General features: G+C 35.1%; 13 protein-coding genes. 5 read left to right on the top strand and 8 right to left on the bottom strand.

What is annotated here, in order from left to right:
- The first annotated feature begins 122 nt into the window (after nucleotides 1–122).
- A complete protein-coding gene (locus tag ESZ39_RS08980; RefSeq protein ID WP_146879578.1) occupies nucleotides 123–1646 on the top strand; it encodes an MFS transporter in 1524 nt (507 codons plus the stop codon).
- Between the two features lie 63 nt (nucleotides 1647–1709).
- Here the strand turns inward: ESZ39_RS08980 and ESZ39_RS08975 are convergent, their stop codons facing one another.
- The 3 genes from ESZ39_RS08975 to ESZ39_RS08965 form a co-directional block, all read right to left on the bottom strand.
- Nucleotides 1710–2732 (bottom strand): LacI family DNA-binding transcriptional regulator, encoded by a 1023-nt coding sequence (locus tag ESZ39_RS08975; protein WP_146879577.1) that lies wholly within the window; start codon nucleotides 2730–2732, stop codon nucleotides 1710–1712.
- 470 nt (nucleotides 2733–3202) lie between these two features.
- Nucleotides 3203–6157, bottom strand: a complete 2955-nt coding sequence (locus ESZ39_RS08970; protein ID WP_146879576.1) for a UvrD-helicase domain-containing protein — start codon at nucleotides 6155–6157, stop codon at nucleotides 3203–3205.
- 574 nt (nucleotides 6158–6731) lie between these two features.
- Nucleotides 6732–8237 carry a protein adenylyltransferase SelO gene (locus tag ESZ39_RS08965; protein WP_146879575.1) on the bottom strand — a complete coding sequence of 502 codons (1506 nt, stop codon included), beginning with the start codon at nucleotides 8235–8237 and terminating at the stop codon, nucleotides 6732–6734.
- 738 nt (nucleotides 8238–8975) lie between these two features.
- On the opposite strand from ESZ39_RS08965, the gene ESZ39_RS08960 reads away from it, so the two are divergent.
- Both ESZ39_RS08960 and ESZ39_RS08955 read left to right on the top strand, forming a co-directional pair.
- Nucleotides 8976–10313, top strand: a complete 1338-nt coding sequence (locus ESZ39_RS08960) for a hypothetical protein (RefSeq protein ID WP_146879574.1) — start codon at nucleotides 8976–8978, stop codon at nucleotides 10311–10313.
- 438 nt (nucleotides 10314–10751) lie between these two features.
- Complete coding sequence (locus tag ESZ39_RS08955) at nucleotides 10752–10973, top strand: hypothetical protein (protein ID WP_146879573.1); 222 nt, start codon at nucleotides 10752–10754, stop codon at nucleotides 10971–10973.
- 583 nt (nucleotides 10974–11556) lie between these two features.
- Here the strand turns inward: ESZ39_RS08955 and ESZ39_RS08950 are convergent.
- Entirely contained in the window at nucleotides 11557–12111 is a 555-nt protein-coding gene (locus ESZ39_RS08950; RefSeq protein ID WP_146879572.1) for a demethoxyubiquinone hydroxylase family protein, read from the bottom strand.
- Nucleotides 12112–13023: 912 nt separating this feature from the next.
- Between ESZ39_RS08950 and ESZ39_RS08945 the strand changes: the two genes are divergently transcribed.
- Both ESZ39_RS08945 and ESZ39_RS08940 read left to right on the top strand, forming a co-directional pair.
- On the top strand, nucleotides 13024–13719 hold the full coding sequence (locus ESZ39_RS08945) for a hypothetical protein (protein WP_146879571.1): 696 nt from the start codon (nucleotides 13024–13026) through the stop codon (nucleotides 13717–13719).
- Nucleotides 13716–15752, top strand: coding sequence for a DNA phosphorothioation-associated putative methyltransferase (locus tag ESZ39_RS08940; RefSeq protein ID WP_146879570.1), 2037 nt, complete (start codon nucleotides 13716–13718; stop codon nucleotides 15750–15752). The genes ESZ39_RS08945 and ESZ39_RS08940 overlap by 4 nt, the downstream gene beginning before the upstream one ends.
- A 2-nt stretch (nucleotides 15753–15754) precedes the next feature.
- Here the strand turns inward: ESZ39_RS08940 and ESZ39_RS08935 are convergent, their stop codons facing one another.
- From ESZ39_RS08935 to ESZ39_RS08920, 4 genes are read right to left on the bottom strand one after another with little or no spacing between them, the layout of a single operon-like run.
- Nucleotides 15755–18100, bottom strand: a complete 2346-nt coding sequence (locus ESZ39_RS08935) for a DUF262 domain-containing protein (protein WP_146879569.1) — start codon at nucleotides 18098–18100, stop codon at nucleotides 15755–15757.
- A gap of 27 nt (nucleotides 18101–18127) precedes the next feature.
- Nucleotides 18128–19033, bottom strand: coding sequence for a phospholipase D-like domain-containing protein (locus ESZ39_RS08930; RefSeq protein WP_191321738.1), 906 nt, complete (start codon nucleotides 19031–19033; stop codon nucleotides 18128–18130).
- 13 nt (nucleotides 19034–19046) lie between these two features.
- On the bottom strand, nucleotides 19047–21761 hold the full coding sequence (locus ESZ39_RS08925) for a hypothetical protein (RefSeq protein WP_146879567.1): 2715 nt from the start codon (nucleotides 21759–21761) through the stop codon (nucleotides 19047–19049).
- Nucleotides 21761–23581: an ATP-binding protein gene (locus ESZ39_RS08920; RefSeq protein WP_146879566.1), complete on the bottom strand. Its 1821-nt coding sequence runs from the start codon at nucleotides 23579–23581 to the stop codon at nucleotides 21761–21763. The genes ESZ39_RS08925 and ESZ39_RS08920 overlap by 1 nt, the downstream gene beginning before the upstream one ends.
- Nucleotides 23582–23585: the final 4 nt, after the last annotated feature.

The following is a 23585-nucleotide window of genomic DNA, read 5'->3' as shown; positions in this document are numbered from 1 at the left end:
GACAAAAAGTAGGTCTTCATTCTACGGCTGAATACGTATGTAAGAGATAGCTGTTCAACGTTATTATGAGTATATTTAGATGAGTAAACTAGCTAAAATCATTAATTATAAGAGTCCGCTACATGACCACAACTGATGCCGATACTAATAAAAGTATCAATGAAAGTATAAATAAAAACACCACTACAGCTCATCAAAAACCCCGCCTTAATTTTTGGCAAATATGGAACGTAAGTTTTGGTTTTTTAGGCGTGCAGTTTGGCTTTGCTTTACAAAATGCCAATGCCAGCCGCATACTTTCAGACTTAGGGGCTGATTTACACTCATTGTCGTTATTTTGGTTAGTCGCTCCCATTATGGGCTTGCTTATTCAACCCATCGTTGGCTCAGCATCAGATAAAACCTGGAATCGTTTAGGTCGACGTAACCCCTACATTTTAGCCGGCGGATTTGCTGCTGCTATTGGCATGCTATTAATGCCGAATTCAGCAACCTTAGCAAGCTTTATTACCCCCTTATTTTTTGGCGCCATGATGCTAGCCTTAATGGACGCGTCTTTCAATTTAGCCTTTCAACCGTTCCGCGCTTTAGTCTCTGACATGGTGCCCGCTGAGCAGCGTAATGTTGGCTATTCAATCCAATCTTTTTTAATTAATATTGGTGCAGTTTTTGGCTCTATACTTCCTTTCGTACTGACCAATGTTATTGGCCTAGAAAACACCGCTAGCGCAGGATCAGTTGCCCCTTCCGTTATCTGGGCTTTTTATATTGGTGCCTCAGTGATGCTAGGCTCGGTATTGTGGACAGTATTTAGAACCAAAGAATATGCCCCAGGCACCAATGGTTTAGCACCACTGGAACAAAACGATATAGAGCAAACTATTAGCGATAAATTAGCTGAATTTTTTGGCTTAATGAAAACCATGCCAAGTACAATGAAGCAATTAGCCCTAGTACAGTTTTTCTCTTGGTTTGCATTATTTATTATGTGGGTTTATACCATGCCAGCTATTGCTCAGCATATTTGGGGGATTGATGCTAAATGGTTTGACCCTCATTATTTAGAGTCTATTGGTACCATACCTGCACATATTGCTAAAGCAAAAGGCAGTGCAGGAGATTGGGTTGGCATCATTTTCGCTGCTTATTCTTTTTTTGCCGCAATAGCCTCGTTATGTATGGCTAAGGTGGCCAGTAAAGTGGGTCGAAAGCTAACTTACTCTGTTTCGTTGCTTGCCGGTGGTATCGGTTATTTAAGTATTATACTGATGCAAAACCCTGAGTTAATCATGGTCAACTTGGGTATTACTCAAATTGAAGTGCCGCAAGGCGCAGTAGATTTATTCTTACCTATGGTCGGTATTGGTATTGCTTGGGCGGCAATCTTAGCAATGCCATACGCTATTTTAGCCGGCTCATTACCGGTAAAACAAACCGGCGTTTATATGGGAATATTTAACTTCACCATTGCTGCACCTCAAATTGTTTCAGGTATTTTTGCTGGTTGGATATTAACCGCTGTTTTTAATAATCAAGCGGTCTACATTATTATGATGGCAGGTGTCTCAATGATATTGGCGGCTCTGTCTGTGTACTTTGTCAAAGATGGTACAGAGGATAAAATAACAACCTGTAATGATAACTAACAGTTTAAGCGCAAATTAAGTCCAGCGTTGTGGCTATTAACTGGTGAGCTTTATAACTAATAGTTAATAGCCACACGATTTCCTAATCACTAATTCTGGCGTTATTAAAGTGGTTGCAATTTCTTTACCATGAATGGATTCAAGTAAGGTATTCACTAATAACTCGCCGGCCAATTGCGTGTCTTGCTTAACGGTTGTTAAAGGCGGAAAAGTAAGGCTAGCAATAGCAATGTCATCAAAGCCCACCACAACAACTTGCTCTGGAATTGCAAGTTTATACTCTTGTAATGCTCGCATAGCACCAATGGCGATTAAATCACATGCCGCGCAAATAGCATCGAATTCCTCACCACTGTTTATCAATTCACAAGCCGCTTTATAACCCGCTTCTTCAGTGTAAAAGGCATTAAACTGCATTTTACTATTCACCACTAAGTTATTATCTTTTAGGGCTTGGCAATGACCTTTATAGCGATCAAAAAATTCAGGCGCATGGCCAGAAGCACTACCTAAAAAAGCAAAGTGTTTTCGCCCTTGCTTAATCACGTGCTCAGTAATTTCTTTGCCGCCCAGAAAGTTATCACAACCTATAGATACGACAGGTAAATTTTTTACTTCTGCACCCCAGCGTACAAAATGTGTTCCTTGTTCGCTCAACTTAATTAACTTTTCTTCATAATCAACATAATCGCCATAGCCTAATAATATTAGGCCATCAGCTTTATTACTGTCTTCAAAATCTGCGTGCCAATCATTACTCGCTTGTTGAAAAGAAACTAAAAGATCATAACCTTTGTGTGCACAAGCTCTAGTTATGCTACCTAACATAGAAAGAAAAAAGGGATTGATCGCTGAATTATCATTGGTGGGGTCTTCAAATAATAACAACGCAATAGTGTCACAATGCTGTGAGCGTAAGTTGCTGGCATTTTTATCTACTTTGTAATTTAATGCTTTAGCAATAGCCTGAATTTTTTGTCGAGTTTCTGCATTAACTAAAGGACTATTGCGTAGTGCTCTAGAAACTGTTGACTGAGAAACACCGGCTTGGTGGGCGATATCAAAAGAAGTAGCTTTTTCTTTCACTTGGATAATCTCTAAAAAATATGTTTAAAAAACAATGTCTTTAAAGCTGTATTTAAAAACGAAGATAACAAGAATATACCTGAGCAAGCAAGAGAAGTATATAGTGCTAGAGTCGCGGTAAGATCATTATACATTGCCACTTTCCAAAAGGTAATAATCTCTTGAAAGTATCCCATAACTTGGCTACTCAATGATGAGTGCTACTTTTTTGATACCTTTGATATTGGATGACTAGCGCACGTATTTAACAGTAATTTAGATATGAACACTTATTCAACTGGGTAATAGACTAGCAGTTAATACTACTTTATAAGTAGAAGGGGCATTGTTAAATAATACGCGCCCTGTTTGTGCTGGTCTATAAACCCCTTACACATTTTATTAATTAACGAGCTATGAACTACCTTAAGCTATAAGAATCACCTTGTTATTTTTTATTACTTACTGCTAATGTTGTAGCATAACCTCAGTTAACCAGTAACCTGAGTTAATTTTGGCCAGTTTATTTTTGAGCCATCAATACCATGTTTACAACTCATGGGATCATTACCTTTATAGTTTCTACAGCCCCAAAACTGGCCATTTTTACTTACACGTAACACCATCTCTGCATTACATTTTTCACAAGTCGGTATTATGCTTTGGCATGAGTCATTTAAACAAAGTTTAAAGCCTGGATGGCGTTTTCGGGTCATGGGGCTTGCACAGTTAACACATGATTGTTCTTTATGCTCACAGCGCGGAAAGTGTGAGCAAGAATAAAAAGCGCCATACTTGCCAGCGCGTTTTTTTAATCTACCCGTTTCACACACCAAACAGTTTAAATCGTCAATAAATTGCTGGCTGGCTACACTGCCAAATTCATCCAGTTCAAGGTCATCGCTATGTTCGTCGATAAGCTCTTTAACAAAGCAGCTGGCATTGCTCATATCGGCAATAATATAAACTCTGTCTTTAGCTCTAGTAAGCGCCACATAAAATAATCGCCGCTCTTCAGCATAAGCAAAAGCTTCTTTTTTAGCGAGCAGTGCATCAAGCAGTGCCGGCGTTGTTTTTTCAGAAGGAAAACCATGTGCGCCCTTCTTCAATCCAATAATAACTACGTAATCAGCCTCTTTACCTTTTGCCGCATGAAAAGATTGTGCTTCAATATTTAAGAGCGAGTATTGATGATTAAGCTGACTAATCGCAGCTTTACTGGGTAACTGAAACCAAAAACGCGCCAGTAAATAAACACTCACTGGCGTAGACACTTTAGCTGCAATAGCGGATAAAACATCATCAATAGCGCCATTTGCCACCTCATCAATCATATTTTTGTTTGATGAATTAAAAGCAGCATTCTCTCGTTTAAGCAATGAAACCGCGGGGGCTTGAACGTGTTTAAAAGCGTTAATGGTTTTATCAATTTGTGCTGGGTTTTTACTAATGAAATCGCTGGCAACTTTGCCAATTTTATTATTAAAGCGAAAAGTTTTATCTAATACTGATTGCGTGGTGGCGCCAAAATAATCAGCAAAACCTGTAGTTAACCTCATGTCTGCGCCACTAAAGCGGTAAATAGCTTGCCAGTCGTCACCGACTGCAAAAATTGAACAAGCTTTATTATTATCACGTAATGCTTTAACTAATCGTGCCCGTGGCTCTGATATATCTTGAAACTCATCCACCATAATATAACACCACGGCGATTGAAATTGACCCGTTTGAACATAACCTAACGCTTTATTGATCATATCTTCAAAATCAATTTCCACACGCTGTTTTAACTGGGCCTCATAAGCGGTTAAAATCGGCTTAAGTAACACTAATGCTTTGGCTGTTTGCTGTGGATCAGCAGAATTGGCAATAACGTTATCTTTTACGCTATGGTCTAACGTGCCTGCTAAGGTAGAGTCTAAATCAGCCGCCTTATAAAGCCCAACTAACTGACAAAATAAACTAGCGAGTACCGTTATTCGCCCACTTTCTTTTAAACTGGCCAGTATCGCTTCATCAGGGAGTAATTCAACAGTAATTTCTTGGCGAGTAAAAAACGCGGCTAAAGTACTAATTAACCGCCCTTGTTTATGCTGCGCGTAGCTCAATTCAAGACAAGTTGTTTGATAATGCTGATGGGTATTTCGCTTCCATATTATCGCCTCATGGTATGCCGTTTTGTCAATATAAGGCGCCGTATTACCTTGCTCATCTATGCCGTAGTATTCAATGTAAATATTTAACTCAGGCAGAAAAAAGTCAGGTTGATATTGCCTACGCGCTATGGTTTTTAAGTTGTGTGCATAGCTAGCCTCATATTCGTACTCTATACCGTGGTTAAATAACCAATTGGCAATATAGAGCTCACCAAAACTTTTAACTTTATCGCCTTTTAAACTACGAATATCGTTGTCGGTTAAATATTGATAGTATTCACCCAAGCTATTAAAATCAAAATCGTTTCGCTCAACGTAATAGTACTGACTAAAATATTCAATGATCAAGTATTGATACTGCGCATGCTGATTAATTAAGCGTTCAAAACAGCGTTGGACCCATGTAGTCTTAGCTTTTTCATCTGTGGCTAATACCGACAAGCTAGGTTTCCCCCCTTCCACCTGAGCAATAATATTTAGGCCTAAACGATGAAAAGTTGCCGCGCTTATTTTAGTAGTAGCAAGTTTGTCTTTTATTCTCTCATCCATTTCATCAGCAGCTTTACGGCCATAAGCCAGTAATAATATTTCACTATGCTGCGCTTGTTGGCTATTAAGTAAATAACCTGCCCGCCCCACCATAACGCTAGTTTTGCCAGTACCAGCGCCTGCTAACAACAAATTATTATCATTGTCGATAATACAAGCTCGGCGCTGATGCTGTGTTAAAGGATTAGACTCAACATCATCAAAAAAATGTTGATGAACTTCTAGCTGTCGCTTGATATAGCGTTCACGACAATGGGCTATATCCTGCGCTTGCCAGTGTTGGTAATGCGTAAGCCATTGTAGTTTTTCAGTCACCATTGCTTGTGCTTTACTAGTATTTATCCAAGGAAACCAACGCTGAAATTCTTGATTAACCGCTAATTGCACGCGTTTAATACTCGATTGTCGTAAGTATTGCTTATGGGTAGTTTTTTTTATCGCACTTAATAATGTCTCAAGTCGTTGCAGGTTAGCAGCGACCCAAAATTGCTGACAATGGCCCTGCTGCACAAGCCTTGAACTATAAGCTAGCATAGTAAAAACATAGTTTTTATCAGCCGTTTTTAAGGTAACAATTTGCCCAAAAAAACTCATACAAAACATTGGGGGGACTATAAGATCTTGCCATTTAATTTCAATTAAGCTGTTTTCAAGATTAAAAGATAAGCCAATTTCATTGATAGTAATGCTGGTGTTTTTACCGATAAAACGGCCAAAAATACTTGAGGGGATATATTTCATTTACAACAAAAACCTAACACTAGAGAAAGAAAAAAGCGGGAAAGCGCTTATTCTAACATTAGTCATGTCAACAGGTAGAAATAAAAAGCGCTAGACCCTTTGTAAATTGGATTTTAATCCATCAAGTTAACTGCCCAATAAACAGTTGACGGACTGAAGTCCGACCTACAAAAAAAAGTCACCAAACTTGATGTTGCCACCCGTAGGCCCGATGTAGGTTGGACTTTAGTCCATCAAGTTAAATGAAATTTAACCGTGTTCTTATACCTACAGAGCGATAAAAAATACATCGCGGCAGTTTTTTGCTGGCTCATCGCATTAATCACTCGCTTAACCCTTGACGGACTGAAGTCCGACCTACAAAAATCACAAAATCAAAAAACAACCCAACCAATAAAAAACACCCGCAACAGCTATCCGCTAACCCATCACATTAACTGCCCACTAAACCCTTGACGGACTGAAATTCGACCTACAAAAAAGCAATATTAAGTGCTTGTTAATCTGGCTAATTAACGACAGTTGCCAAAATTATTACTCTTGATTACTTATTATGTAAACCTAATAGTGCAAATTAGGTACCGCAATAGGTGTGATAAGATTCATCGCCATCAACCGGCGCATCTTGGTAGTGTTTAGTATCAGTGACTTCTGTATAAGGTTGTTGCAATACGGCTAAAAACTTATGTAACCCGCTTAAATCACCGGTTGCTTGGCAAGACGCTAACAGCGCTTCAACATGGTGATTTCTTGGAATAACAACAGGATTAGTGCTGACCATTAAGGTGTGTGCCGCCGCTTTAAATGGTTCAATTCGAGCATGCCAACGCGGCAACCACTCGTTAAGCACATCATTTAACGGCGCTTCAATTTGACCATTATTCAGTGTGTTCGTTAAAGCCGTGAAAGTGTGCGTATAATCTAACTTTTGCTTTTGCATAATGGCCAGTAAATCATTAAGCAACTCAGCATCACCTTGTTCTGGTGTATTAATGCCAACTTTAGCCGCCATCATCGTCAAGTAACCTTGCTGAAGATCTTGATGAAATTGTGTTAATAAAGGCTCTATTTTAGCTACTGCATCATCTTCATCGCTAGCCACTAACGGTAATAACGTTTCAGCTAGTCGGGTCATATTCCACTGCATAATGCCTATTTGTTTACCAAAAGCATAACGACCATCACGATCAATTGAGCTAAAAACTGTGTCTGAATCATAAATGTTCATCATGGCACAAGGGCCATAATCTATGGTTTCGCCTGAAATAGTTGTATTGTCGGTATTCAGCACACCATGAATAAAACCCACCCTTAACCATGAAAGTACTAAAGGTATTTGCTTTGACAACACAGCAGAGAAAAATTTAAGCACTTGTTCGCTGCTTATGTCATCAGCTATTGCTTTATCGTCAGGGTTTGGGGTTTTAGCTGCTTGTGCTTCAACCAGCAATTCTGGAAAATGGCGATTAATGGCATAATTGGTCAACTTTTTAAGCGAGTCAGTATCGTTACGCGCCGCAAAATATTGAAAAGTACCCACTCTAATATGGCTTGTAGCGACACGGGTAACCACAGCGCCATCAAAAGGTCGCTCGCGATATACATTTTCACCGGTAGTAACCACCGCTAAACAACGCGTAGTAGGCACACCCAGCGCAAACATCGCTTCACTCATTACATATTCGCGCAGCGCTGGGCCAAGCGCACAACGACCATCACCTTGGCGTGAAAAAGAACTAACGCCTGAGCCTTTTAGCTGAATGTCCCAACGTTGTCCCTCGGTATCAGCTATGTCACCTAATAAGTGCGCACGGCCATCACCAAGATGCGGGTTAAAGTTGCCAAACTGATGGCCAGAATAAGCTTGTGCAACCGGCTTGCTGCCCTCAATTAATTGATTACCTGAGAAGTATTGTGTGATCAGTTCAGCATCATCTTTTTGACTAAAAGGAATAGTTAAGGTTTTTGCTAAACTTTCGTTCCACAATAATAATGAAGGCGCAGCCACCGGTGCAGGAAATGTTTGCTCTGAAAAGTTGTCGCCAAGTGCTTGGTAGTTATTAGACAGGTTTATAGTCATTTATCTCTCTTGCTAAAATTTTTATTCAAGGCGCTAATAATGATTAACGCTGCTAATTCACGGTCAAATTAACTGTAAATTCACTATGCCACCCATAATAACGATAAGCAATAATGGCGTGTAGATTGAAGGAGTTTCTAGCTGATTAAAATAGCTATTTATTGAATGAATGGCTTATAGGTAGTTTGATTGCCCGCTATATGGCCTAAACTATTGAGTTTTAGCCCACTGAAATCCTCACACTGCGAACTAAAACACTGTGAACTAAAACACAGATAATATGCAGCAAGCGCACACCATAACCTAACGCTCGATAAAAAAGTTTCCTAAGACTTTGGCTTAACGTTAATCCATGGTTTGGGCCAACAGCTAAATACGGTAATATCCAGTTTAGTTTTGAGCAATGTATTCTGCTTTATTTACGTGTAGGCAACTGTTGTTAACTTAATTAATTTAACATGCTCTTTCGAGCTAAGCTTTCAAGTTAGTCAGTAAACCCTTAAACATATAATTTTTTAGGCGACCAAAGAAGCCAAAATTGTTGCCAGCTCTGGCTTAAATAACCTACTTTTTGGGCGGGTGTAAGCTGGCTATTCTGGTTGTTTCACTTAATTTGTGATTAATTTTTAGTTGATTTCTAGTTAAATTTATCATTATCTTTTAAACTTGTTCTTCGGAGCTTATTGGAAATTAATAAGGTCAAAAATTTGTTTCATTAAAATGAGTTAAGGTCAGAGATTGAAAGTTATCATAAAACGCACATTTTATATTTTATTTTCCTTAACCGTTTTAATTATCGCGTTAATATCACTCGCATTACAATCATCGCCACATATAAAAGCGCTTCACCAAATTGATGCTAATTTTGCCGCTGAAAATAAAAAAACATTACAGCGCATAGTGAAAACGATTAAATCAGTACAAACAACCCAATCAAAAAAGCAGCCGGTATTATTAAGCGTTACTCAAGATGAAATCGATGGTCTCAGTGCTTTAGGCCACCGTGCTATTCCACAGCTTATTTCAAATATTGTCCTGATAAAAGACCAAGGTTTTTTCCGGTTTTCCCTTGAATTACCTTTGCCTAAGCTTATTCGTTTTTTAAATATTAATCTTACGTTAAACGCTTCTCAAACCGGGTTAGACCTCGACACAGCTTATATAGGCAGTATTCCAATACCCGGCCGTTGGTTAATTACGCTAGGAGAATTAGTCGGCAATCACTATATTGAAGAAGAGTTTGGTAGCTCTTTATTAAACACTATTGCTAACCTTGAGATTTCCCCTTCAAGTTTACAGCTTAGTATTGAAATTCCCGACCGTATGCATAACCAAAATAAAAGCACTATAGCGTCTTTATTTGCTTTGCGTGACAAATTAGCATTATTTGGCAATGTTGACGATATTCGTTTTTACCACCAAGCATTACTCAACTTTGTTGCCCGCAACGACAATAAAAAATCGCTCGCCCCTTATATTACTCATATATTTTCAGTGGCTAAAAAGCGTAGTCGTCTTTTAGGTGCACAAGCGGCTGAAGAAAATAAAGCCGCATTAACCGCATTAGTGCTGTATTTTGGTACAGATAAGTTTGAATTGTTTATTGGTGACGTGTCGTATTACTCATCAAAACAAGCAACACAGCGACTAACGTTACAAAGAAGTGTTAGCTTAAGAAATCGTGTCGATATTCAAAAGCACTTTATTTATTCTATTGCTTTACAGTTATTTGGTAATAGCAATACCAGTGATGCTATTGGTGAACTAAAAGAATTTTTAGACTCAAATCAAGGCGGTAGTGGCTTTAGCTTTGCTGATTTAATGGCTGATCGCGCTGGAACGAGATTCGCCATGATATCAACCCAGTCAAATAAAAGTGCTTTATTGGTGCAAGCAATTTTAGCGCAAACCAATAGTGAGTCGGCTATTATTCCAGCATTAGCCGAGTTACCTGAAGGGATAACACAACAAGCATTTAAAAAATACTACCAAGATATACAGTCTACAAATTATATTGCTATGTTAAACCATATCGACGCGCAACTGTTACAAACCCCTTTATATCGAATTCAATAACTTACAAGAATACCCTAAAGCTAACATCAAAGGAGCAGAGTTAATGATTTTAAATTATCAATGACACTACCCCTTTAATGCTAAAAAAAATATAAATCCCGAATGGTTTGGTAAAATTAACGGTGGGTGTCCTTGTTAATTTTCACAGTTATAGCGGAGGATTAACACCGATTGAGTCAGGAAAAAGATACTAGCTTGAATACAAATCTGTGGCCAAAATTAGTTGACCACTACAGGCTGCTCTTCTAATTATAAGTTTATTCAGATTAAAGGAGCTACAAAGCGCATAACTAGGATCTTTTATAAAATAATTTTATATTTTTCATGCTATTATCTATTATCAGTTACCAAGTAAACCAGTCATAATTTTTTGCTTACCTACAAAATTTGAGTTTAACATCTCAATTAGAAATTTTATATCTACACAAGGAAGAATAAATGCTTAATAAATTAATTTCATTATTTATACGTTGCTTAATCACTTTTGGAGTTGGCTGGGGAGTTGGTGCGGGGTTTTATGAATATTCTATTTATAACGATTTTGATAGTAGAGAGATAACTAAGATAGCTCAATTGGCAATGTTTATAATATGGGGATTAGGATGTGTCTATTCATTATTGAAATTTCATCATTTTTTCAAAATGTTGGAAGTGAAATGACTAGGGCACCCACTGTAAATGAACTATTTATAATCCACAAAAAACAGCAATCCAAAATAGTTTGAAAAAATTAACGGTAGATGTCCTTATTAATTGTCCTAGATAACGATGTCTGCCCGAGCTATTCATTAATAACTTGAATGGAAAGTGTATTTTTGAATAATTGACGATAAGCCAATGCTCGCTCATTACGGGCACTTTTTAAACTGATGTACCAATAGCGAGGTGTAATCATTAATACATATAAAATACTGCTGCACCTGAGACATTAATCAGCAAATTAATAACTAAAAAAGTTAATTAAACGTGGTCTGTTCCCTATTTAACTCTATCTAACTCTATTTACTTTCTAAATAGGTGCTGGCAAAAATAATAATTAAGCTTAATGCCGTTTTTGCTGTTTCCAAGTTCCTCCGTATTGGTACAGTGGCTGGCTTTTCACCTTTGATTGGCAGTAAGAGCAAACAAATACCCAAGGTGCTGGCTGCTCTAATCGGACCCTGTATAACACTGACTTAGGTTTAGCACAGTGGTCGCAATCTCTTGGTTGCCGGTTCCTTAGTGACTTCCCCACAGGTTTCCCTTATAGTAATTTAGCGACAATAACCGCACAATGTGAGCCGCTACCAACCAATTTACCCCACATACGCATAATTAAATTTGGTTTACCTGTCATGGCATTTAATGCTTCATCCCTATGGGCTTGCTCGTCTGCATTACAAACTTTCATCATAGATATAATTTCAGCTTTATCGAGAAAATCAAGTTTAGATAAATCACTTATTTGCTGCTGGTAATGTACATCAACAAATGATTCAACTTTGTAAATAGTATAATAAACCCAATTTTTCCCCAACACCGCCGACAATGCACCCATTGTAAACCCAGCAAGTATCCAGATGAAAAGAAGTGCGCTAACTCTAAACCGATCAATAAGATTTTCAAATTGGCTTAGATGTTCTTTTTCAGTCGCTAAATGATGCTTCGCAAACGTTTCAATATCTGAGTCACGCTTGAAACGGTTAACCAGTAATATACCTTTGTATATCCATACGGCGCCAGTTTCACCTGCATGGCTGGCCCGAAGCTCAGCGCAAATAGCAGGGGCAGTTACTGTCGCTTTTTTTGTAAATTGCATTATATTTCCTTTTCAACATTTGAAATGTGAAAGACTAACTCTGATTGCTTTTCTACTATTTAACAACTAGCCATGCCAGCCATGATAGCTACAAGCAATAATACTACACTGATGGGACTCTTTCTCGCTTATTACAATACCCATTTATTGAATAAAGAAGTTCTCGATAGCTATTTTCATCCAAACTTGCCACACCATTGAATTTTAGCTGAGTTTAGCTCGCCATACTAAGATAAAACACGTTAACCGGTGATCAATAAAGCGTGTTATGCGCTATTCAATTCATATGCACCGGTGCTCAAAACTAACACTCGCTTTTTTATCAACTGCACTTAAAAAATATTTTTGTACCGTACGACTGCAAATATGATAAAACGCATATCTGCTAAGCTAATTTGTTGTGAACGAGGCTTCGGCATAACAATCACTACTCTTAATCAAGGTAAATCAAATCTAGTTTAGTGAGGTAAATATGCACAATTTATTATGGGTGGCCTGATGATTTTTTTCTTTGTTTAATTTATTATGGGTGGCCTAATAATTTTTTTCTTTGTTTAACAAAAAAGTGCTATTAAGAGGATGTTAATCTGCCTAAATGATGATGAGAATCCGAGTTGTTTTTTCGAGTTTTTTATGCCAAAACAGTTGAATTTGATTTAACCTGAAGGTCTGAAATTCTAGATAAGCCACCTACATTAAAAACTTTTTACAAATCATCCAAGGTATTAGCATAATTTGAAATTTTTTTTTGCATTATTAGATTAAGGATAGGGACAGTTGTTTTAGTGAAAGGATAACTAGCAAAGACAATACTTTCAAGTTAAAAACCTGAGTACTTATTGTTCCTGAAGTTATCAATACAATGTTTTTTTATGTAATATCTATCTTCTAACATTTTTATATCCGCTAGCTATGACAAAAATATTATTTACTTCACAAGAGTTTAAAGAGCTATTAGATGTTTCAGACTGTGAACTGATGCACATGCGATCCTCAGGTAAACTAGCATTTGTAAAAAAAGGAAATGCTTTTTTATATCAACTCCATGATAAAAAATTATTACTAAATCACCCTATAGCAAATAATTTGTTAAATTGGTATCGAGAAAAACATCAAATCACCATAGATAACTCCCCAAAAGAAATAGAATCAATAAACTCTATTTTAATTCTTATCACATCAATTTTACTGCCTGTTAGTAGAAAATTTGGCAATGTTAGAATTACATATGGTTTTGTCTCACCTAAGTTAAACAGATATATACAAAAAAACAGTTCATCAGGGACATTTCCTCCAATTGACCAACATGCTGCATCTGAGTTAACTCAATACAATAAACTCATATGCAAAAGGAACGGTTTAGCTTGTGATTTTGTTGTTAATGGTTATGAAAAAAAAATGGATCAAGTGATGCTATTTATAGTGAAAAATTTAAACTTTGATAAGATTTATTATTATGGAAATGATAAACCATTACATGTAAGTATAGGAAATAAGTCAGAAAGACACTTACAAGCTATGAATCTAAGTGACAAAGGTAGACGTATTCCTGGAAGAAAAGCCTACGGTGATGAAGCTAAAATACTTGCGGAAGAATTAATCAAATGAATGCAGAGCAATTTAAAGAATTAGTTAACTCTCTTGATGTTGGCAAGAAACTACCCGACTCAGTTTATTTTCATAAGGATACATTTTCAGATATACCAGCAGTGCTATCTACATTCATTAAAATTGTCGCCAAAGCATTGAAAATAGATGACGATAATTGGAATTTAATTAAAGTTTTTAGAAAAGATTTTCGCTTATCCCTGTTAAATTACCCATTATTTTTTGAAGACTCATATCCGGCTTTAGAACAGAGTGTCAATGTCGATTTAAAAAAATTATCTCATCGAGTTACAAGCTATTCAGAACAAGAAAACCCTCCAATTCTTCACCGAAAAGAAACAATGGTTTCAAAAGGTCATGAATCATATAATCACTTTTGTATACTCACTCAAGAAGGTGAAGCCGCTGGTCTCTATGAAAATAGTCGCATGATTGGTTTTAAAAATTCATGGGAAAGATTAATTGTAAAGCATGGCTATGAGCTAGTTGATGGCCGATTATTTCGAAGCTCAGCAGTAATTAGTAATATTGAAAGTGAGAAAGAAATAGATAGACATAAAACAGCAATTGTAAGACATGAACTATCAGCCCCGATGAAAACACTCGCCAAAAATGGATTTTTATCTGGTGAGTATTCTATTTTTGATTATGGTTGTGGTAGGGGTGATGATCTTAGAGAGTTAGAAGCTCATGGGCTAGATGCCCTTGGTTGGGATCCTAAATTTTGTCCTGATTCAGAAATTATTAACTCTGATTTAGTTAATATTGGTTTTGTCATTAATGTTATTGAAGATCAAGACGAACGAATAGATGCCATATTAGGTGCGTGGGAAGCAACAGGGAAACTACTAATTATTTCCGCAATGTTAGCCAATGAAAGCTACTTAGCTCAATTCATTCCGTATAAAGATGGCGTGATTACATCACGTAATACATTCCAAAAGTATTTCTCACAAGCTGAATTAAAGTTATATATAGAACGAACGCTTGATGAAGAGCCTATAGCTATATCCCCAGGTATATTTTATGTATTTAAAGATAAAAATCTTGAACAACATTTCCTCCAAAATAGGCATAAGCGAAGTTATCAATGGCAACAGAAAACTGCCCCTAGACCTGTTAGTGAAGATCAAGAAAGGTTACTTTTCACACAGCATCATGAGCTACTAGAATCATTTTGGCTAAGTTGTTTAGCTTATGGTCGAGTTCCCGCTAATGATGAGTTCAGCAAGAGTGACGAAATTAAAGAAATAATTGGCTCAAACAAAAAAGCGCTAAAATTAGTCACTGACTGGTTTGGCCAAGAAGAATTAGCATTAGCTGAAAATATGCGAAAAGAAGATCTACTTATCTACTTTGCCTTAGCTATGTTCGAAGGAAGAAAGTCATACACCCACTTACCAGATGATCTGAAAAGAGATATTAAAGCTCTTTTCGATACCCATAAAATTGCCTTACATCAAGCAAAAGAACTTTTATTCGACATTGCTAATATTGAAAGAATTACTGCAGAATGTATAAAGGCAAAAGAAATATTACCTGCATCTAAACTTACTTTAGAAAGTGGAAAACCACATTCACTGACACTACATAAAAAATTTATTGATGAGTTATCCCCTCTACTTCGGGTATATGTATACTCTGCTTTGCAGCTCTATGGGGAACTAGATGACATTCAGCTAGTTAAGATTCATATTACCTCAGGAAAAGTATCGTTATTAGGTTATGAAGGCTTTGAGGATTCACCTTTACCGCAATTAAAAGAGCGAGTAAAAATAAAAATGGCAGATCAAGATGTTGATTTCTTTGATTATATAAAAGAAGAAAAGCGACCTGTTTTATTGAATAAAATTGAATATATAGATGAAAGTTTTGATGATTTTAAAAAGCAAAAGGCGTTTAATAAACGCCTTAATAAAGAATTGAAGGGTTTAAGTAAAAATAATAAACCCATGACTAAGTTAAATATAGGTAGCCTATTATTGCCTAAGCATAAGGTAAGAGGCTATCAACTTTATAAGCTTAAACCTTAAATTTAGACTCTTAAACTCTTATAAAAATCCCACAAAACAAGTTGAGCAATATTTTTTGATCTAAGAACAATAAAATCAGGGTCCCATTCATATTGTGAATTAGATGGTAAAATGCCTGCTTCTATATCGGTTTGCCATGCTCTCAACCTTTTTACAACTGCGATTAAGTGAGGTTGTAATTTTGCTGTAGAGGAATTGTGTGTAACTACTGGTTGTATTTTATGTAAACTCCCTGGATTAAGATAGTTTTCATATCCTTGTAGTTTATCAATAACTTTTTCACCGATAGAAGAATTTGAACTTTGACTCAACAACGTTAAATTACCTATATCATCTATTTTTGTTGATGATATAAAACCAGTACACCAATGATCTATAATTTTTTTAGAAGCATCTTGAGGACATATGTGTTCGATTGATGCCAAATTTTCATCAAGCCAAGTTTTAGGTGTTAGAATTTCAGAACCTACTATATTGCTATCTTGAAGACCTGTAACACTGCCATTTATTTTAAAATTAGAGTTATTAATTAGAATAAATCGTATTATGTGATTGCTAAACTTTCCATATCTTGAGTTAATAGCAAATTGTTCTATAAATTTATTAAATACTTTTTTAGACTTATGTACCTCTTTCACATGTAAATAGAAGTTTTTTCTTAAAATATAAAGTGTTTGTATTGCAGTTAATTTATTAGCTGCAATTATAGAAAAGCTTTTTTCATAAATTTTTTTGTAAAATGAATCTGGGTGCTTATTAAATCCTACTCTAAACATGGTAAATATTGAGGCGCATGCATTAACTACTGTCTCAAATTCACATTGAGCATTATTTGCTTCTTTTAATGTAGAGGTAATTCTGTATTGATGATAAAAGCGTATTAATAAAGGGTGGAGTAATTCATGATTAGCATCACTAAGGTACATTAAGCATGTAATACATGTATCTGACAGTTGATTATCACCAAATTTAGGATGTGATAGCTTATAGTTTTGATAAACTCCTTTAGTATGATTATTCATTACCTGTTTACTCTTCATTAGGAATGAAGATAAATACTCTTTGGTACTATACATGTACTCTATATATTCAGAACTTTTATCTGTATTTACTTGTGTATTTGTGAAGTTAGAGTACGTTTTTTGCACCCAAGAACGTTGTAAACTTAATGATGTAGGAGCATCATCACCAGAAAATAGCATACAAAATTTTAGAAAAAATTGTTTTAATTTACGTTCTCTACTTCGTCCATCAGCATTAAACCAATTATTTATATCATTAATTTCAATGCTTGTTTCTGAGTTTGAAAAGCTAACATGATGCTGTCTAAAGTCGCTGGATAGGTTAGGCTTGAGCATCTGAAGCGCTGTAAGCTGTACTCCTGATGAATTCAATGATTGAAACATATCGAGAGCAGCACTTTCTGTCGGAGATGATATAACAGTAAATGCACAATAATTTAGAAGATAATGTAATACCGATAAGTTATTAATTATTGGAGTCATGACTTCATTTCTATCTAGATTTTGAGATAGGTAAGTATCAAAATCTATATTTGCGTCTTCATATTCATCTTCAAATTCTATACCGAACAAATCTTCTAAAGTGTAAGATTTATTTAATGCAGAAAAACCTGTTTTTTCAAAAATAGTGTTAATTTCAAGATCAATAGCTTTAATAACCTCAATTGTATTCGAGTCTAAACTCGATACTTCATTTAATACTTTCGTATTTTTTTCATCTTTTATTGCATTAATTGTATCAAAAAGATACTTGCTGATTGGCGATATATACTTAGCATGATTTTTATTAACATACCAAATATCAGTTTCTTGCCTGATTAATGCAGGACGATATTCCTTTGAATTCTTCGGAGGAACATTTATAGCAAAATTATTAAACAACCATGATTTAAGTACTATTTTCTTTATAAATGCTGAAATTATTTTTTCTTCACTATTATTCTTTAATTGTTTTCTTTGCTTATCAAAGTAATAATAATAACGTACAAATATAAGTAATAATGAGGATGTCCTTTGTTGTCCATCGATTATCTCTCTTATGTTTGTAACATGTTTATTCGAATGAGGATAATAATCTTTATTTTCCTCAGCCTCCCTTAGCCACTGTATTATGCAGCCTAAAAACTTCGATTTTTCACTTTTTTTCACTGAATCAGTATCACTAGATTTAATTCTGATTACACCATTAGCTAAATCTAAAAACAGCTGAGATATATTATCTTTTTCCCACGAAAATTCTCTTTGATATTCAGGAATAATAAAATCATAACCTTGAGGTTGGAAGTAATCCCCAATATATTTTGCCTCGCCACTGTATACATCCATTCATGTGTTCCTATCTATAAATTGAAATTATTGTTTAATATATTTTAAAACCTGACTTCTTCTACCAGGTACGTAAACCTCTACTTCATCAAATGCATAAAGTGTCAAATATTCATATAGATTAGATTGAATACCTTTTATATCTCGTCGATAAGGTGCTGGATCATCACATAAAGCATCATGCAATAAACTCGATACTTGTCCGAACCCTAAATCCCTATCACCTGTATGTTCAATCAATATTTTTTTTAGCCAACAATACGCTTTAGAGCTTTTAAAAAGTGTTTGGTCATAAGTAAAGTTAGATGTATTAGCTTCAATAACTGCAAATTCTAAAGAAGGGTTAACTTCATACAATTCATGATTATTACCTGGCTTAGATAAAGGAAAATCAGATACAAAAATATCCTTAATTTTAGGCATGATATCCTCAGGCCAAGTATCTGGTACTTTTACGGAATCAACTTTTTCAAATTCATCTATAATTTTTTGCATTTTGTTTAGCATCGCTACAGTTATATTCAGAGAGACATTTATAATACGTTGAATAAAAGCCTTAGTGTTATCAGACGGAGTGACTTTAGTGCATGCCTCAAGATTACCGTCATTAACAAGAGCAAGTCCTTTACCTGTCATATTCGCAGAGCCTGTAAAAATAAGCTCATCATCTATTTGGTATATTTTTGCATGTAAGTTTGGTAAACACTTAACTACATAGCCAGATAACAGACATTTTCTAACGGCATCAATACTACTAGCACCATCAATAAAGTCTTTAGGAGAGAAGCGTCCAACAATGCATACTGAAGTATTATCAACAAGTTTTTCTAGCCATATAACCGCTGGCTTTGATACAAAAGCAGAAATGATATTTAATTTTTGGCAAATAGGTATTTCAACTTCTAAACTTGCTGTTAATTCATTACTAGTCATCAAATGATTCATTCTAATCCTCTAGGAGATATTCTTCTAAATACTCACTCCATCTGGAAAACAACTTTTTATCTTGTTGTTTAACTGTTTCAGAAATATTTAGGTGGGATAAATGACATAATGAGGAAATCATCATATCGATAACACGCTTACTCTCTTCACTAGAATCACGATAAAGCTTACTATAAAAGGGATGATTGCTATTTATAATAACAACTAACTTGTTGTTCATAGACTCAAAATCAAAAGCATCAAAAGACTGTAAAGCTTGGACTTTTATTCCAATTTCATTTTTTTTATTATATTTAATGAAATTACAGTCTTGATCCGTAACTAAGTTATGTAGCGCACTATCATTTTCCAATTCATCTACAGTATTATTTGAGCCAACAACCTCTTCAATTACTGAAACACCAACTAATTCCTCAAGTATCGAAGTATCAACAATGACCTCGACTAGTGAATCATCGGATGCTTTTCTTTCGGTTGGTTTGATTTTAAAAATCGAAGATAACTTTGTAAGAAAGTTCTTTTCAGATTTGTTTTTATTGTAAACAGCACTGATATTTAATTCTTTTACTTTTTTATTTACATGAGTAGGTACTATCGCAACCGTGCTTTCATTTTGCTCATTAATGATTTGAGTTACAACCGTTGATTCCTTGACTCCATTAGCAGGGATATTTTCTACTTCAGAAAGTAAGTACAGATATTGTTGTTTATAATCACCCGAAAATAATTTTTTGGCTGATAGTTTTAACTTTTCAACCTCATTATCATTACCAACTATAGAAAGATCTTTAATATCATAGAGGCTGTTAATTTGAAGCCTCAAATAGGCTAACTGGGCAATTGGATCGTTTGGATACTTTTTAGCCACTATAACTAAAGTATTTTCCCAATCCCAAGTTCTAACGTCATTAGGCTTTGAAACCTCTATTTCTTTTTTGGCCTGAGCCTTAGATTTTTCAAGTTCTACAAAAACTAACTCCGCCTTAATATACTTTAGCTGCTCATTATAATTCCCAGGTAAAGCCTCTCTAGCTTTCTGTTTTATATCCCTTAATTCATCAAAGATTTCTGGTGACGAAATAGATTCAATACTAAAGTAACTTGCAATGTGCAGTTTTATTTCCCTTAACTGCCCTAGAAAATCACCCGTATACTTCGCTTCAGTATAATCATAAACAGAGTCCAAAGCCCATTTAACCATTCCGTCAGGAATGGTAGTTTGTAATTCTAGGTAAGCATCTGTTTGCTCTTGAACAAAGAGATTATACATTTCTTTATCATCAAAATAGCCCTCAAAAGCCCACTCTTTAATTTGGTTTAAAATCTCATAAGGGATACTTTTCGAATTATCTGCTGATGCACTATCAATATCGGCAGAAGATATCTCTAAGTTATTGAAAGTATTTAGTACGCCTTCCAAATAAGTTTTTAACTTTAAGAAGTCAGAATAATATTTTGATGTCGTAGACACGTCATAAAACCTTAAAAACCAAGAGTTATCCAAATTTAAAAGGTCATACACTGTCATCGAAGTTCTTTTTTCTTTGTTCAGTCGTGTAACTATGTTGTTAAAATGTTCAGTCAACACAATATTTTCTAATTTACTTTTTAGAGAAATACTTTTATTTTTAAAAGTATTTTGTTTAGGTTTTACAAAATTATCGTAAGTATCATCATCAGAGTAATTTTTTTTGGCTGGTTTAGAACTTTTTAACAAGGTTACATTGGTACTGAAGCCTGAGACTGTATATCCTAACACCTCCTTAAAGATCTTAAAGCTCTTAATCATTTCAGGAGTGATACCTTGTAACCACTCAAATTTATATTCCTCTACTTTTAAAATTTTATCGACATTTAAAGGAGGTGCAGTAAATTTTTTTATTCTCTCAACAATTTTTGTACAATCTTTGGGTACAAGAATGTCATCAATTAGTGTAAGCATGGTCAATTTTTTATACTGTGATTCTGTAACTTGGTTGTTAGAAGTTTTTAGCTTATTCTCATTTAAAAAATTTGACTTGAGAGACCTTTCATATTCATCTATATCTTCAAAGCCATATAACAAGCAAACTAAGGAATAATCAAAATATGTAATATTATTTAAAGCATAGTCGCCCCTGATTCCCTTTAAATTACCTTCTAAACTCTCAAGTTTCTTGTTTATCAACCGATCCATTAATGATTTTTTCTGTTTTATCTCTTCTAGTTTTTTCCTTGGTTCAAGAATGCTAACTAGCTTATAACTTTTATTTTTTTCGTTAATCAGTTGAAGCTCTTGAGAACTAAGATAGGAGTCATTCAAAATCAAATCTACAAAGAAATCTGGCCTAATACTTTTACAGGATATTTCGATAATAGAATGGTTACCCATAAGATTGAAAAGATCATTTGGTAATTCTTCAAAAAAACTTTTAATTAGCCTCGGGGTGTCTTCTATTTCGGTAGATATTGCTTCTGATGTCATCCTTACAGAGAAATTTAAACGGCTTGTGACCCAAGACGTAATTGACTCTACGACAAGTGAACTTGCAGTAGAATCAATGTTACCAGCTATAATAGAGCTGTATATTTCATTGAAAGCCGGTTGATTTAATTCATTTTTATTACTAAACAGATAGAATTTGCCACTAAACTGATTTTTATCAAAGAGAATAGAAATACTTGCATCTAAGCCTGCATTTTTATAACAATCTAATACATTACTTAATAAAAACATTAAGAATCTTCAGTAGAGCTCAAATCTAACTCTTCAAACATTTCTTCAATAACTTCGCCCCATTCATTTCTAGCTCTCTCTAACTGTCTCTTTTTCGAGTCTGTAGACGAAGAATCTTCCATCAATGCCCAGGCACCTAAAATAACTTTAAAAATCATTTTGTCTTTATCTGACATCTTGCTTAAGAAATTCACATAAAGTTCATGCTCAGGGTTAATAATTAAGACAGCAATACCTTGTAAATTTTCCACCTCAAAAAAAGAACTATTGGAAGTTTTACTATATTGAACACTTATACGACTTTTAAGCGCTTCCATTTTTTCAGCTGCTTGAGTTGCAGCACTTTCTTCATACCCAAAATCCTTTACTAATGTCTGTTTTAATCCTTCGTAGTCTGCTTCAACAGCTAGAGTTTTTCCTGGATTAATTTCATCCCGTTTGTTTAAAACAGAATTAACTACGATACTAACCTTATCATCTTCATTAATTTCAGGGGTGTTACCACTAACTTTCGTCGTGGGTAGTTTCTTTGCATCCTTTCTAGCATTACCTATCACTTTTATTAACTTAACAGATATATCATACAATATAGCAGTTTCTTCATCGCCATTATCACGTAGAAATTTAATAACTGTAGCATTATCAGTAACTTCAACTCCGTCTAAATCAATCTTTTCAACATTCAGTTCTTTAAGATTGTGTGCATGTTGCTTATTATTTGTAACGCCAAGAACTTCATCTAACGATGGTGGGATATCTATTTCTACTCCCATATATCGAGCTTTATAAGCATCATCTTTTAAGAAGAACTCATTTGATATTAACTCTATCTCACGATTTGCTCTCATTACTGACAAGCCAAAATTCTTCAAACAATCTTTACCATATTCAGTTTTACCTGCTTGATTATGATCACTATTATTTAGTATTCGTTTTATTACTTCAGGCCTAGCGACTGAGCTTCTTATACCAATTGAATGTTGCTTACCCTGGTATTCAACATTAAATCTAAAACTTTCCTTTTCGACAAAAAATGTCGGTGATTCATCAATATGTAAGCCTGGTAGTTCAGGCAGAGAAGAATTTTCTGTCAGGTATAATGGATCATTTGCCTTAATAAAACCAGTGTCTGTTAATTTTGCTAAAGCATCTTTTTTAGGATTTCCTAAAGTGTCAAAAACTTTGAACTTAACACTACACTGACCATTAGATATAAAGTGGCGATACATTCGTCCTATTTCAAACTGTGATTTTTCAAATAATGTTTTCGCTCTTTTCCACTTTAATTTATCAAGAACTGACCATAATACAATCGTACCTGATGGAGGGATAACGCCATCAAATATAGCATCTAAATATTTTTCAGGTAACGCTTTATTTGATGGCACTGGTAGTTCAGTATATTTACCGTCAATAATTTCTTGAACATCTAAATAACTATAATTTCTATCTTTACCTTCTTGCCAACTCCAAACTTCAATCCTTTTACATTGAGAAACTGAGGCATTGGGAAGTCCCATACCAAATTTCCCCATGCCTTTTGTATCATCGTTAAGTAAATGACCTTCTTTATCTTTGTCTCTACCTGACTCACCAAAACCTAGAGCAGAAGCTAACAGCTCCTTACTCATTCCTTTACCATTATCAATAATAGCTATTTGGTCAATACTTCTATTCTTATTTTCAAAAATAAGTATCTCTACTTTATCTGCACCTGCTTGAATAGAGTTATCTGCAAGTTCTGCAATTGCATACGCTGTATCTTTATAGCCATTTGAACGTGCTGAAATAATATATTGCTTCGGGTTTACCAATGACATAAAT

It is taken from the genome of Colwellia sp. C1TZA3 (assembly GCF_007954265.1).
Lineage (GTDB): Bacteria > Pseudomonadota > Gammaproteobacteria > Enterobacterales > Alteromonadaceae > Cognaticolwellia.
Note: the sequence above shows the minus strand (reverse complement) of the source record. Positions and strands in the feature narration are given on the sequence as shown.

Bases quoted from the DNA above. Each gene is read 5' to 3' on its own strand.
- ESZ39_RS08945 (WP_146879571.1), top strand. From the start codon at position 13,024: ATGACAAAAATATTATTTACTTCACAAGAGTTTAAAGAGCTATTAGAT.
- ESZ39_RS08955 (WP_146879573.1), top strand. From the start codon at position 10,752: ATGCTTAATAAATTAATTTCATTATTTATACGTTGCTTAATCACTTTT.
- ESZ39_RS08965 (WP_146879575.1), bottom strand. From the start codon at position 8,237: ATGACTATAAACCTGTCTAATAACTACCAAGCACTTGGCGACAACTTT.
- ESZ39_RS08935 (WP_146879569.1), bottom strand. From the start codon at position 18,100: ATGGATGTATACAGTGGCGAGGCAAAATATATTGGGGATTACTTCCAA.
- ESZ39_RS08920 (WP_146879566.1), bottom strand. From the start codon at position 23,581: ATGTCATTGGTAAACCCGAAGCAATATATTATTTCAGCACGTTCAAAT.
- ESZ39_RS08930 (WP_191321738.1), bottom strand. From the start codon at position 19,033: ATGACTAGTAATGAATTAACAGCAAGTTTAGAAGTTGAAATACCTATT.
- ESZ39_RS08950 (WP_146879572.1), bottom strand. From the start codon at position 12,111: ATGCAATTTACAAAAAAAGCGACAGTAACTGCCCCTGCTATTTGCGCT.
- ESZ39_RS08940 (WP_146879570.1), top strand. From the start codon at position 13,716: ATGAATGCAGAGCAATTTAAAGAATTAGTTAACTCTCTTGATGTTGGC.
- ESZ39_RS08980 (WP_146879578.1), top strand. From the start codon at position 123: ATGACCACAACTGATGCCGATACTAATAAAAGTATCAATGAAAGTATA.
- ESZ39_RS08925 (WP_146879567.1), bottom strand. From the start codon at position 21,761: ATGTTTTTATTAAGTAATGTATTAGATTGTTATAAAAATGCAGGCTTA.
- ESZ39_RS08970 (WP_146879576.1), bottom strand. From the start codon at position 6,157: ATGAAATATATCCCCTCAAGTATTTTTGGCCGTTTTATCGGTAAAAAC.